The sequence below is a fragment of the Marinomonas sp. IMCC 4694 genome, assembly GCF_008122525.1.
Classification (GTDB): domain Bacteria; phylum Pseudomonadota; class Gammaproteobacteria; order Pseudomonadales; family Marinomonadaceae; genus Marinomonas.
The window spans coordinates 1375878-1390237 of the sequence record NZ_VSRV01000001.1 but is presented as its reverse complement, the minus strand read 5'-3'; the positions used below and the strand labels follow the sequence as shown (position 1 = coordinate 1390237).

Sequence of the window (14360 nt, the reverse complement as noted above, 5' to 3'; positions counted from 1 at the left end):
CGATTGAGCTTCTGAGTGCTTGTCATTGCCATACCAAGATCAACTCTCTATAATTTTGGCAAATTTTGGGCGTAGTGCTTATTCCCTCAGTGCACATTACATTACCCACTGTCTAATTTATTAGCCCTTGGCTTTTTAAGCTTTTGGCTCGTCCTATGTGTTTTATTGAGTGTGCGAACACCAAAACACAGCACCTACGAATTTTTAACAAATGAAGGCCAAATACAGCAGCCTGATGCTGAATTTGGCCTTCATGTCTTACAGAAGGTAACACATGATCGAATCGATAAAACGAGACTGGCTCTCAAACATCAAAGGTGACTCGCTCGCTGGCACCGTCGTGGCGCTCGCCCTGATCCCAGAAGCCATTGCGTTTTCTATTATTGCGGGTGTAGACCCCAAAGTTGGCCTGTACGCCTCTTTTTGCATTGCCGTTATTATCTCCTTTGTTGGCGGCCGGCCTGGAATGATTTCAGCGGCAACCGGTGCTATGGCGCTGTTAATGGTGACGTTAGTAAAAGACCATGGTTTGGAGTATTTATTAGCGGCCAGCTTACTGACCGGTGTTTTTCAGATCATCGCGGGGTATTTAAAACTGGGCTCTTTAATGCGCTTTGTGTCTCGATCTGTGGTCACGGGTTTCGTCAATGCGTTGGCCATTTTGATTTTCATGGCGCAACTTCCTGAACTCACCAACGTCACTTGGCATGTTTACGCCATGACGGCGGCGGGTCTGGGAATCATTTATTTATTTCCATTGTTGCCAGTGATTGGCAAAGCCGTCCCCTCTCCCTTGGTGTGCATTGTCTTGTTGACCGTATTCGCCATGACATACGGTTTAGACATACGCACGGTAAGCGACATGGGCGAATTACCCGACACTTTGCCTATTTTCTTGTGGCCAGACGTGCCACTTAACTTGGAAACACTGCTGATCATTTTGCCTTATTCTTTAGGATTGGCGGTCGTCGGTTTATTAGAATCCATGATGACAGCCACCATAGTCGATGAATTTACCGACACCACCAGCGACAAGAACCGTGAATGTAAAGGCCAAGGCATCGCCAATATAGGTTCCAGCTTAATGGGCGGCATGGCAGGTTGCGCTATGATTGGTCAATCGGTTATCAACGTAAAATCGGGAGGACGAGGTCGTTTGTCTACGTTTATCGCGGGATTATTACTGTTGATCATGGTGGTGTTTCTGGATGATCTAATCGGACAAATCCCAATGGCGGCCTTAGTCGCTGTGATGATCATGGTTTCCATTGGCACCTTCTCATGGGAATCCGTTATCAACCTGAAAAAACACCCGCTTTCGACAAACATTGTTATGTTGGCCACCGTTTCTATCGTTGTGGCGACACACAATCTGGCGATTGGTGTGTTTGTGGGTGTGTTGTTGGCGTCGCTGTTTTTCGCTCACAAAATTGGGCGTTTTATGGTGGTGAAGAACGAATGCGGCGTTCAAACAGGGCACCGCTCCTACAAAGTCATCGGACAGGTCTTTTTTGCGTCATCAGATCAATTTACGGCGTCTTTTGATTTTAAAGAAGCCGTTGAACGGGTTACGATAGATTTGACTGAAGCGCACTTTTGGGACATTACGGCCGTCTCTGCGTTGGATAAAGTCGTGATTAAATTCCGCCGTGAAGGCGCTGAGGTTAACTTGGTCGGCATGAATGAAGCGAGCGCCACTGTGGTAGATAAGTTTGGCGTTCACAACAACCCCGAAGAAGTTGAAAAAGTCATGGGCGGCCATTAAGCCGCTCTCACTACAATAACATTCACCCTATCACTCACCAAAACCAGGAGTGCAAAATGACAAATGTAATCGCCTGTATTGATGGATCGTCTTTATCAGGGTGCGTTATTAGCGCCTCTGTCTGGGCGACCAAGCAAATGGAAGCGCCGTTGACCTTGCTGCATTCCTTAGAAAAAGACGTTGTGAAAACCGATGACAACTTGTCTGGTTCTATTGGCCTTGGCAGTCGAGAACACTTACTCGACGAGCTGGTCGCACTGGATGAAAAGCGTGCCAAGCTGGCACTAGAACATGGCACGCTGATGCTTAACCAGGCCTTCGAAGACGCGAAAGCCGCTGGTGCAACACAAGTTGACACCTTGCAACGCCACGGCGACCTCGTCGAGAATTTATTGTATTTGGAAAAAAACACGCGCCTTATCGTCTTAGGCCGCATCGGCACCGATCACACGATGAACGCACACACTGTGGGCTCACACATAGAACGCGTTGCCCGCACTTGCCATCGCCCTTTGCTCATCGCAGTGGGCGATTTCACACCGCCAAAAAACGTCATGATCGCGTACGACGGACGCGAAGCCGCAGACAATGCTATTGACCGCATCGCAAAAAGCCCGTTACTGGCCGGTCTGCCCTGTCACCTTGTCATGGCAGGAGACATCACCTCCGCCAAACAAGCGCAGCTAGAACAAGCAAAACAACGCCTTCAAAAAGAAGGCTTTAAAGTAACCGCCTCAATAACGCCAGGTAATATTTATTCCGTACTGACCCAATACCGCAAAGAAAACCACATCGAACTGATGGCCATGGGCGCTTACGCTCACTCCAAAGTTCGACAGTTCTTTGTCGGCAGCAACACCAGCAAAATGATCATTGAAAGCGATATTCCCTTGCTGATACTTCGCTAATATAAAAGCTCACGAGTGACCAACGCCCCAAAAGATGAAGCTTACTGGCCTCATCTTTTGGGTTGATCTTTCTAATTTTTTTCACCTTAACGCCCCTTTAATCAATCAAGACACACCCTCCTAAACATAAAAAAAACACACAAATAAGCAAAAAAGTATGATTAAAATCTTTTAAAAAAACACTTACTTTTGTTATTACTACAAAAAAATCGTGCATAGACTCCTCCGCTTAATCTACTTACATAAATAAACATCTATTTCATTGTGGATTGACATAGATCAATTTACCCTAATTATTAGTAAAAACTGATCCACTAAATAAATAAAAATTAACATAAGATTAATGATGGAATATTTACACTTGTTGGTTTTCAGAAGGTAATTATGAATAATACGATATTAATTGTTGATGATAACCCAACCGATTTAAAGTTAAGCTCTGCATTACTCAGCAAAAACTTTAATGTCATTGAATCTTCGAGTGGTGAAGAGGCAATTTCGGTCTTGTTATCTGGAGACTGTGCACCCCAAGTCATTATTTTAGACGCATCAATGCCCGGTATGAATGGCTATGAAACGTGTCAAATCATTAAACAAAATCCAGACTTTGCCGCCGTCGATATTATTTTTGTTAGTGGGCATGATTCGATAGAAGAAAAAATTAAAGGCTATGATGCAGGCGCCAGTGATTTCATGGTTAAACCTGTCCAGCCTATCGAACTAATCAAGAAAGTGAATTCTGCCCTACAACACTACACTCAATTTCAAAACGCTTGCACAGAATCAAAAATAGCCATGGAAACCGCGATGACAGCCATTACCGATGCCGGTGAGCTGTCGACCGTTATACATTTTATGCGGGAAAGTTTCCAATGCACTTCTGTCAAATCATTGGCAAAACTCATTGTTAGCAGCGCCGCTGGCTTTGGTCTTGAAAACTCCATCATCCTCCAAACTTCCCATGAAAGTATCGCCGAAACCTCTGGCAATAGAATTCCCCCTCTTGAATACGAAGTATTAAGTACTCTTAAAAATGCCAAGCGCATTCAGCAAATGGGACGCCGCTTAATACTAAATTTTGGCACCATCTCACAACTGATTAAAAACCTACCCGATGATGAAGAAAAATGCGGACGATTGCGTGATCATTTAGCGCTCATATTAGAAGCGGCAACCAGTCGATTAAAAGCCATTACATTAATGAACGAAATGAAAATCGTATTAGATTGCACCAAGGTATCTATCAGCCATTATCAAGAGAATAAGACCATTCAGCGAGAGGCGAATGTACAAGTAATGGATGACTTAATGATTGAACTCAATGACAACCTTTTTCAATATGGCCTAACAGAAGAGCAAGAAAACGTCTTACTAAAAATGGTCGAGAAATACAATTTAAAGACATTAAGTTTGTATGAACAAGGGGATTCAGGCGACCAAGAATTACAAGCCATAGCAAACAAAATAGCTCAGTCAGTGAGTGGGGCGTAGTGACTTTTGGATGGCAATATTAACTTCATCAGAAACAAGGGGGCATGATGACCGTTGACGTCATCACTCAGTTGGACAATCGGGTGATATTTCCTGAAGAGATCAGTATTTTCAATGTGGCTCAACACTATGATGCACTGTGTCAGTTATCCCTGAATCAACAGTCCGTGATATGGGATCTTCAGCACACAACCACGCTAGATGGCGCCGGCGTTCAGCTTCTCATAGCCTACCATCAGGCACTTCTAAACAACAACCGTGTCGTTTCAACCACATTCGGTTCAGACGCCGTGATTGAGGCGTTTGATCTCTTTCACTTTCCCTTAACGATAACCAAAAAGGAAGCAACATGATTGGACCCGTTGATACCTTTATCACCGAAATACCGGAGAACGAGGGCTCGTGGCATTGTTACTCTGTTACCTTCACACCCGATAAACATGCCTTTCAAAATGGTATGGACACCGGCCCAGTACTCAGAAACCTTCGCGCTTTGGGGGCCTGTCTTGTGGTTAGTCAGTGTGAAGACCTGCCTAAGTTTCAAGATATCGATCCCGAAAAAAGCTATTTGCAATGGCAAGTGTTGCTTCATACTAATGTCAGCCCAAAGCACATTGAAGACATTTTCACCTTTGTTAGCGATGACTGGGACATTACCTTTGCTCTAATCAATGATGAAAGCATAGATTCCCTGACAGAAAACATGAAACACTGGCTAGAAAAACAAATAACAAAGCAAAATGCCCTTAGCTCACCCTTAAACACAGCACCAAACCCATTGTCTGAAAGCCCCCTTTTAGGCACCGACCAAATCAAACAACCACTACCTCAGACCAAACCAGACACTCCAACTAAGACCAAACAATCCAAGCAAGACACAACACCAAAAAACACAATCGAGCAGAACGACCCAACCATTAAAGTCCCCTCTTCCAGATTAGACAACCTCATGAACCTCGTGGGTGAGCTTGTAATTGTGCAAGCCAGATTAAACCAAGTCTCTGCCCGCGATAACAATGAGGACATTATGTCCATCGCTGAAGAACTGGATTTATTAACCACCCAAATGCGGGATCAAACGTTCAGCATCAGAATGCTACCAATAGGCAGCACCTTCGCGCGGTTTAAACGTCTGGTTAGAGACTTATCTGGTGAATTAAACAAAAAAATACATCTCGTGACTTTTGGTGCTGAAACAGAACTAGACAAAATGGTGATCGATAAACTGGGCGACCCACTGGTTCACCTTATACGCCATAGTATCGATCATGGTATCGAAACACCTGAGGAGCGTATCGCGCTTGGCAAAACAGAATCTGGGCTTATTTCATTCAGTGCCGAGCACTCAGATTCATACGTGATTATCACCATAAAAGACGATGGAAAAGGCTTAGACCTGCCCAAAATTCACGCCAAGGCCCTTGCCAACCAGCTGATCAAACAAGAAGACGAACTGGGCGATGAAGCCCTACAACAGCTGATTTTTGAACCAGGCTTCTCCACCTCAGATACCGTTACCGATCTTTCTGGACGCGGCGTCGGCATGGACGTTGTCAAGCGTTCAATACAAGAACTAGGCGGGCAAATTGACATTCAGTCTGGTCATAATATTGGCACAGAATTCACCATACGCCTTCCAATGACACTCGCGATTATTGAAGGATTACTGGTTGTCGTCGGAGACGAGCATTACGTTTTACCCCTGAGCTGTGTGGAAGAATGCATAGAGATGCCGCCTTCGTTACGCGCTAAACACACCCAGAATAAATTAGTGGAAACCCGCGGAAAACAAATTCCCTATTTGATTTTAAGAGAGTGGTTTGAAGCGCCAGGAGAACGCCCCGCTATTGAGCAAATTGTCATCGTCCATGTTGGAAATGAGCAATTTGGTCTGTGCGTTGATGAGGTTGTCGGTCAATACCAAACGGTGGTGAAAAGGCTTGGAAGAGTCTATGAAGACGCCGTTGGTTTTAGTGGCGCCACCATTTTAGGGGACGGCAGCGTTGCTATGATTCTGGACCCTTCCTCGTTAATTGAAGCCGCCGATCAAGAACACACTACAACATTAAGCACCCAGAATTGAGGAGAAAACAATGAACAGAATTACCTTAAAAGCACTCATATTAGGAGCATTTATCCTAATTTTAGGCACCATGGCCGCCACGAACTATTTGGGTATCAATTCATTATCCAACATGAACACCAGCATCAACGCCATTGTGGACAGCAGTGCTGAAAAAGTAAAAGTGGCCGCCAGAGCACGACAAGACATTTTATTCATTGGTCGTTCCGAAAAGAACATCATCCTTGCTCGTACCCAAGAAGAAATGGATGAGTTTGCGGCGTCCATGAATACCGCCATATCAGACCTCAACGCAAAGCTCGGTACATTGCGCGCCTTGGCGAATGACGATGGCATAAGAAGGCTCGACCAGTTCGAAAAAACGTGGGATGAATACCTAGTATTAAACGAAGAAATTCGTCTACTGGCGCGTCTTAACTCGAACAAAAGAGCCACCGATTTAAGCAAAGGAACGGCACGCGAAGCTTATGACGTTGCTGAGGCGACACTGGTTACCTTAGGAAGCGTGTACGAATCGAGAGTAGAAGACGTCGTCAACCTTGAGAGTTTGCAAGCTCAAAACGTTATCCAGACCTTAGTATACAACCTACGCACCAAAATAGTGGAAGCGCAGCGTGCTGAAAAAAATGTCATTTTGTCTATCTCAGAATCCGAAATGGCACTCTACAAAACCGCTTTCTCCAATGCTAAAAGTGACATCGACTTTATCGTTGATGAGCTATTAATTCTGACCACTGGGGAAAACAAACAGCTTATACAAACCTTTTCAGATCAGGTTAAAGGGTATTTTGCCTTATCGGAAGAAGTGCAAACTATTACCGCTGAAAACGGCAATAGTCGTGCTTTTGCCCTATCTTCTGGCGCTGGACGAGCCGCGCTGGAACAAGCCGAGCAATACATTGCTGACATTGTCAAAATCAATGACAGCGACATGCAAACAGACAAAGTCACCAGCGACACGAATTACACCAACGCCCGTAACATTCTTCTTATCTCTTTGGCCGTGTCGATCATCATCGCCCTGCTAATAGCGTGGACGGTCATCCGTCGTGTCAATCTCGTCAGCAAAATCACCGAGCGCATTGGTAAAGGAGATCTAACGGAAACGTTTGACCCTAAAGCCAGCGATGCGGATATTTATGGCGTTCTAAGAAATATGAACAGCAGCCTTAAAGGCATCGTTTCTGAAGTCGTAGAAGCGTCTGGTAACGTCTCTGTCGGCAGCGCTCAACTCAGCTCAACAGGGCAAGAAATCGCTCAAGGTGCGACAGAACAAGCGGCGTCACTTGAAGAAATATCCTCTTCCATGGAAGAAATGGCGTCTAATATTTCGCACAGTGCCGACAATGCCAAACAAACCGAGCAAATCGCGCGCAAAGCCGCCATCGACGCCGAAGCCACTGGCAAAGCGGTTGACGAAGCGGTCGCGGCAATGAAAGAGATTGCGAACAAAATTGGCGTGATTGAAGAAATATCTCGCCAAACCAATCTATTGGCTTTAAACGCCGCAATAGAAGCCGCCCGTGCAGGAGAGCATGGTAAAGGCTTCACCGTTGTCGCCGCCGAAGTCAGAAAATTGGCAGAACGTAGCCAAAATGCCGCGTCAGAAATCGTCACACTGGCCCAAGGAAGCCTAGATGTTTCCGAGCAAGCGGGCAAAATGCTGGTTCAGCTGTTGCCTGACATTCGTAAAACATCGGATTTAGTTCAAGAAATCAGTGCATCCGCCAGAGAGCAAGATTCGGGGGCGGCTGAAGTCAACAAGGCGTTACAGCAATTAGACCAAGTCGTACAGCAGTCCGCCGCCGCGGCCGAAGAAATGGCCTCAACGTCGGAAGAGCTGTCTGCACAATCTGAACAGTTAAGCAACACAATGACTTTTTTCAATCTGGACAATTCAGGCAGCAACAACGCAAACAGTCATCGCTCTAATGGTGGTGGTCGCGGCCAATCCAGTAAAAAGTCGGCCATCCCTAAGCCGATGACTGCGCAAAAAAAGCTGACGTCAAATGATCGTGATACAACACAAGGTGTGTCCATTGACCTTGACGATGACTCGTCTGAGTTTGTGCGTTATTAATCGAACTCTATGGAGATGACTATGACAAATCAATTAGATACTGAAAAACAGTCTCTCGTTTCAGCAACGAATGACGACGATGTCCTTCAGTTACTCACGTTTATGTTGGACGATGAAATCTATGGCGCCGACATTACCCAAGTACAAGAAGTTTTAGAATACCGCCGTATCACTCCCGTACCACGCACCCCTAGCTTTATGCTAGGGGTCATCAACTTACGAGGTAAAGTCGTGCCGGTGCTGGATTTGCGTCAGCAATTTGGGATGGCTGTGTCTGAATTGACAGTGAATACCTGCATTGTCATTATCGACATCGAACTGGAAAACGAAAAAGTCTCACTGGGGCTGTTAACCGATGCGGTAAAAGAGGTGATCGAACTGACCCATGACGACATCAGCCCAGCACCTAGAATAGGCAGCCGAATTGATACTCGATTTATCAGTGGCATGGGACACCACAATGAAGAGTTTATTATCATATTGAACTTAGCGAGAGTATTGGCCGATGAAGAGCTAGGCGACGTATTTGAGTCAATTACGAATGTTACCGATCAAAATAACTCAGCCACAAAGGACGCTACAGCCGATCATTAACCCTTCATCATGGCGCTTATGGCGTGGTTCTAGTGAGGTTTTTTTTGATCTGGCCGACAACAGACCAACAGAGACGGGCATATCCATGCCAGTCTCTGGATACCCCTAAGCTAACCCATGCTTTTCTTACTTATCCACACAACATGTCCATACAACATGTCCACACAACATACCCATCATCTTCGATTCTTAATTATTGATGTGACATTCTGCACTAGAACATCATTCATTCGTTTCAACCATAAACCTTATGACGCAAAATTTCGCGCACAGTCAACAAACGCTTCAACCCCTTCTTTTGGCGTTCTAAAAGATGTCACCAAACGAATAACACCTTCTTCCCAACGACCGCCATAAAAGCCGAAACCTTCCGCCTGCAAATGCTCAATCATTGGCAGTGGCAAGGTACAAAACAGCATATTGGCTTGCGCTGGCGTATTAATTTTTACGCCCGGAACGGTTTTCAAACCGTCTTGCAGGTGCGCCATCATGGCATTGGCATGAGCCGCGTTAATACGCCACAAATCATCCGTTAAGTAAGCAATCATCTGCGACGACAGCAAACGCATTTTCGAATGCAAATGACCGCCACGCTTACGACGATAACCCAGATCTTTGGCTACTTTCTCGCTAGAGACGCCTTTATCTTCTAAAGACTGCTTAAACACAACGATGGCTTCAGACGCCATCACACCATTTTTTGTCGCGCCAAAAGACACCATATCCACGCCCGCTTTCCATGTCATTTCAGCTGGCGTACAACCCAAAGCCAACAAAGCATTGGCAAAACGCGCGCCATCCATGTGAACTGGCAAGCCTGCCGTTTTGGCCACATCGGTAATGGCTCGAATTTCATCCAAAGAATACACACTGCCCACTTCGGTCACTTGCGACAAACTGATTACAGAAGGCTGACAAGAATGCACATCTCCGATTTTCTGATTGACCAATTTTTGCAGTTGAACAGGATCCATCTTTGCATCCGCACCCCCCATGCCAACAAACCGCGCACCACTGGTGTAAAACTCCGGCGCGGTACTTTCGTCGTTTAGCAGATGGCTTTCTTGGTGGCACAATACACTCCCCCAAGGTGGCGTTAACGCACTGATACTCAATACATTCGCGGCCGTACCGGTAGACACCAAAAACACATCCACATCACACTCAAACAGTTCCGACAACATACGCGTGACGTGCGCCGTGCCATCATCATGGCCGTACGGCATGGCATCACCTTGAGCGGCTTCCATCATGGCGTTAAAAACAGACTCTGACGCTCCGGCAATATTGTCACTGGTAAACGCAACCTTCATTGAATACCCCTTAAATCAATTTATTTGAGATTAATAAGCAACATCATGACAGCCTTTAAAAACCTGCGCTTGGATTTTTGTGCGGCATAATAAATAAAATAACGTTCTTAAAAGCAAAACACTGTCCGGTATTTTCAATACCTAAAGACCAAAATCAAATAGCCTGGCTGATCTTCTTTCATTACTGTACAGGCACCCTATAAAAGGAGTTCCCATGTCGGTGTTCACTGAACGTAAAATAGATTGCCATAATCACATTTTTGACCCACAGAGCTTTCCCTATCAAGCCGATACGCCTTATGCACCAGAAGGCCATGAAGTCGCCACGGCGGATTATTTCCTACACGTTTTAGAAACCTACGGTGTTTCTCATGCCTTATTAGTTGGACCAAATTCCGCCTACGGTGAAAATGACAATCGCGCTTTATTGGATGCAATAGCGCGCTCTAATGGTCGTTTCAAAGGCATGGCTGTCGTCAAACAAGATGCATCGACAGAAGAACTTGCGCAATTAAAAGCTAAAGGTGTGATCGGTGTCACCTTTAATGTCGCTTATTATGGGTTTGAGCACTTTGCGCAATCGGCACTTTTGATGGATCGCCTAGCCGACCTCGATATGATTGTTCAAGTGCAAGTCGAAGACGAGCAAATGCTCGATCTCGCGCCGTTATTAATGCACACCAAGGCACACATTCTGATTGACCATTGTGGCCGACCAAACATTGAAAAAGGTATTACTAACAAGGGTTTTCAAGCCGTGCTTGCGCTAGCAAAAACGCAACGTACTTACATCAAGGTGTCTGGTTTTGCCAAATTCACACAGGGCCTCTTTCCTTATGTGGACACACAACCTTATGTCGAGGCCATTATTGAAAGTTTCGGAGAGGATTACATAATTTGGGGATCAGATTGGCCGTTTTTAAAAGCACAACATAGGATGGATTATGGCACCTTACTCACCCTTGCACAGAAGCAATTTCCTGATGCAAGGATACGAGCAAAGTTTTTCTGGGAGAACGCAGCCAAACTCTGCGGCTTTCCACTATAGACAATCAGACATAATAAGCCGTTTTCAGCCCTATGGTATTTACCAAATTACCGATTTTTTAGTACGACCGTCGCCTGCAAACGACTCTGCCCAAAGCGGGACATTTTTTCAAACTCATCCCGGGCAATCGGCACAAATTGGCAATCCAGCGGACTTGGTGGATCGTCTGGTAATTTTTTATCGTCGTCCAAATCGGGATCATGCACGAGAATACAATGTTCGTCGTAACCCGACATGACCACCCAGTGAGGCGATTTTTTCCCGTCCATCCTAAACGTACTGATCAAGATAATCGCCAAGCCGCCCTCATCAAAGGCTTCTATTAATTGTTCTAGCGGCATCGCCGTATAATGCAATGGCACACCGACATCTTCGCATTGCTCAACAAAACTGTCATGCACGCGAGTAATGACCTCTTTCTTTAGCTCGTTACGCACGCTGTCGACAAACAAAGGACCTTCTTCGCTTAACCAAACGTCTGCTGACAAGCCACGCTTTTTCGCTGCCAACGCCAGCCCCATAGGGTGACAACCGCCATGACCAGACGTCATAAAAATCGTCGTCGCTTCACGCCAAATTTCTAACTCATCGTTCGGCGTTGCGTGATAATCTGGGTGCATGGAAGACAGCACCATTTGCAAAGAGGCAGGGCCACAAGTAAATGGCGTACCTTGGGCTAGCCACGGAATGGCTCGCGTGGTTGGCAGGTCTCCCTCATGACGCAGCCGTTTTTGCATTCGAATCGCATCGGTTTGGTCTTCATAATACGCATCGTAATGGCCAAATTCTTTGTAGCCCATTTTCTGATACAAGGCGATGGCGTTCTGATTGACAGCACTCACTTCCAAACGCAACAAGAGCTTGCCTTTTTTAAGCGCTTTTTTCTCGCAGGCTTGCATCAAGAGCTTGCCAATGCCCAAGCCTCGCGCTTGCGGTGCGACCGCCAATGAATACAAACGTGCCAACCGAGTGCCTTGGCGTAAGTGCAATAAGGCATACCCAAGTAAATCGCCCTCGCCTTGCTTCGCCACAAACAACGCAGAGCCTGAGCTGGTGATCGCATGACGAAAGCTTCGACGACTCAAACGATCGCCAGTAAATGCGGTATTTTCTAAAACAAGCAAGGCTTTTAGGTCCTCTATACTGGCTAAACAGATGTCAATATTTGGGGCAGAATCAATGACCGAACGTGTATTCATGGTATCGCCTCGAAAGGGCAAAAGGTCGTTAGGGTCGTCGTATCAAGCATGAATTAGACGAGAGAAAATTTTGCGCATTTTAGGGCGAACCTTCTTTAAAAGATAGTCTAAAAAATGCGCAGAAAAACATTTAATTTTTTTAAAATAGTCTATTGTTAAAACCACAAAACAGGCGCACTATCCGCACAATTTCAAGGGGCTTCACAGCACCAAACCGCCTTGCTAAAAGGCCACATTCAAACGCGAAATCGCGTCTTATAAAAGGAATCAGAGAACCAATGTCACAGACATACATCGTTGTTGATCAGGCCAAAGATTGGTCTGCGTTTTTACCAAGCGATCGAGTAATCACTTTCACGCAATATTTAAACTTGGCCGCCACCAAAAGCCAAGGTCGCACTCGCATTATCAACCTTTGTAAAAGCAGCAAATACTTATCCGATGGGTATTACTGCTCCCTGTTGGCAGAAAGCCGCGGCCATCACGTTATGCCGTCGGTTCGCGTGCTCAATGATCTGAGTAAAAAAGACCTATATGAGCTCGAAATTTCTCAATGGCTGCCTTTGTTAGCAAAAAAACTGGCCAAACCCGATGCCCCAATGGAGATGAAATTCCATTGCGTATTCGGTAAAACCATTCATCCTGAGATGAAAGAGTTTGCGCGCAAATTGTTCGAAAGTTTTCCAAGCCCGGTCTTAGAAGTCACGTTGAAGTTTCGCAAAGAATGGCAAGTTACTGCGCTCTTCTCTACGTCCCAGAGCAAGCTCAGCGACGTGGAAGAAACGCTGTTCGCTGAATCCTTAGAAGCCTTCAGCAATAAGGTATGGAGCAAAGGTCGTATTCAACGGGCGGCAAAATTCGATATGGCGATTTTGGTCAACCCAGAAGAAGCCATGCCGCCCAGTGACGATCAAGCGATTAAGAAGTTTATTCAAGCCGGTAAACAGCTGGGCATTCATGTCGATACGATTGGGCCAAAAGACATCATGCGCCTGCCGGAATACGATGGTTTATTTATTCGTGAAACCACCAATATCGACCACCATACCTACCGTTTCGCCAAAAAAGCCGAAGGGCTAGGCTTGGTCGTGATGGACGACCCGCAATCCATTATGCGCTGCACCAATAAGGTGTATTTGGCGGATTTGTTCAACACACATAAAGTCCCTTGTCCAAAAACACGCATTGTTCACAAGGGAGAAAAAGACGTTGAAGACGCCCTAGAAGCGGCGATTAGCTACCCAATGGTCGTCAAAATCCCTGATGGCGCGTTTTCTAAAGGCGTGATCAAGGCCGAAAATCGCGAAGCGCTGACCGAGAGCTTAAACACGCTGTTTAAAAAGTCGTCTTTGCTGCTGGTACAAGAATATTTGTACACCGAATTTGACTGGCGTATCGGCGTACTGAACAACAAGCCTATCTTTGCTTGTCGCTATTATATGGTTAAAAATCATTGGCAAATTTACCAACATACCGGCAGTAAAAGCCAAAGTGGTGGCTTTGATACCCTACCTACGTTCGAAGTGCCGCGTCGTGTTTTGCAAGCCGCTATTGCCGCCACCAAACCCATTGGCGAGGGTTTATACGGTGTTGATGTGAAAGAAATCAATGGTCGAGGCTATGTCATCGAAGTAAACGATAACCCCAGTATCGACCGAGGTGTGGAAGACAAATACTTAGGCGACGAGCTTTACATGCACATCATGTCGGAGTTTTTGCGTCGGATGCAATTAAAACGCAGCAACACGCCAAGCTGAGCGTATTAACAAGGCGTGTTATAAACCGGCTTAACACAAACAGATTAATCACAAACAGATTCATCACAAACAGAAGAGACGACACAGTCTGTCTGTTTGTGACGTCGGATTTATTGGCACTG

At 45.7% G+C, this 14360-nt stretch carries 11 protein-coding genes; 9 read left to right on the top strand and 2 right to left on the bottom strand.

What is annotated here, in order from left to right; translation table 11 throughout:
• Window positions 1-274 precede the first annotated feature (274 nt).
• The 7 genes from FXV75_RS06305 to FXV75_RS06275 all read left to right on the top strand — a co-directional run bounded on the left by FXV75_RS06305 (window position 275) and on the right by FXV75_RS06275 (window position 8921).
• Window positions 275-1765: a SulP family inorganic anion transporter gene (locus tag FXV75_RS06305; protein ID WP_148831702.1), complete on the top strand. Its 1491-nt coding sequence runs from the start codon at window positions 275-277 to the stop codon at window positions 1763-1765.
• A 56-nt stretch (window positions 1766-1821) separates the two neighbouring features.
• The gene (locus FXV75_RS06300) at window positions 1822-2673 is read left to right on the top strand and encodes a universal stress protein (RefSeq protein WP_148831701.1); all 852 of its coding nucleotides are present in this window, start codon (window positions 1822-1824) and stop codon (window positions 2671-2673) included.
• A gap of 384 nt (window positions 2674-3057) precedes the next feature.
• Entirely contained in the window at window positions 3058-4164 is a 1107-nt protein-coding gene (locus FXV75_RS06295; RefSeq protein WP_148831700.1) for a PleD family two-component system response regulator, read from the top strand.
• A gap of 44 nt (window positions 4165-4208) precedes the next feature.
• Window positions 4209-4517, top strand: a complete 309-nt coding sequence (locus tag FXV75_RS06290; protein WP_148831699.1) for a lipid asymmetry maintenance protein MlaB — start codon at window positions 4209-4211, stop codon at window positions 4515-4517.
• A complete protein-coding gene (locus FXV75_RS06285; protein WP_148831698.1) occupies window positions 4514-6247 on the top strand; it encodes a chemotaxis protein CheA in 1734 nt (577 codons plus the stop codon). The genes FXV75_RS06290 and FXV75_RS06285 overlap by 4 nt, the downstream gene beginning before the upstream one ends.
• Before the next feature lie 10 nt (window positions 6248-6257).
• On the top strand, window positions 6258-8327 hold the full coding sequence (locus FXV75_RS06280) for a methyl-accepting chemotaxis protein (RefSeq protein WP_148831697.1): 2070 nt from the start codon (window positions 6258-6260) through the stop codon (window positions 8325-8327).
• A gap of 21 nt (window positions 8328-8348) precedes the next feature.
• A complete protein-coding gene (locus FXV75_RS06275; RefSeq protein ID WP_148831696.1) occupies window positions 8349-8921 on the top strand; it encodes a chemotaxis protein CheW in 573 nt (190 codons plus the stop codon).
• A 248-nt stretch (window positions 8922-9169) separates the two neighbouring features.
• Here the strand turns inward: FXV75_RS06275 and FXV75_RS06270 are convergent, their stop codons facing one another.
• A complete protein-coding gene (locus FXV75_RS06270; protein ID WP_148831695.1) occupies window positions 9170-10234 on the bottom strand; it encodes a threonine aldolase family protein in 1065 nt (354 codons plus the stop codon).
• Window positions 10235-10448: 214 nt separating this feature from the next.
• Here FXV75_RS06270 and FXV75_RS06265 point away from each other — a divergent pair, with 214 nt between their 5' ends.
• Complete coding sequence (locus FXV75_RS06265) at window positions 10449-11282, top strand: amidohydrolase family protein (RefSeq protein WP_148831694.1); 834 nt, start codon at window positions 10449-10451, stop codon at window positions 11280-11282.
• A gap of 47 nt (window positions 11283-11329) precedes the next feature.
• Here FXV75_RS06265 and FXV75_RS06260 read toward each other — a convergent pair whose 3' ends face one another.
• Window positions 11330-12481 (bottom strand): peptidase C39 family protein, encoded by a 1152-nt coding sequence (locus tag FXV75_RS06260; RefSeq protein WP_148831693.1) that lies wholly within the window; start codon window positions 12479-12481, stop codon window positions 11330-11332.
• Window positions 12482-12759: 278 nt separating this feature from the next.
• Here FXV75_RS06260 and FXV75_RS06255 point away from each other — a divergent pair, with 278 nt between their 5' ends.
• The gene (locus FXV75_RS06255; protein WP_148831692.1) at window positions 12760-14238 is read left to right on the top strand and encodes a RimK family protein; all 1479 of its coding nucleotides are present in this window, start codon (window positions 12760-12762) and stop codon (window positions 14236-14238) included.
• Window positions 14239-14360 lie beyond the last annotated feature (122 nt).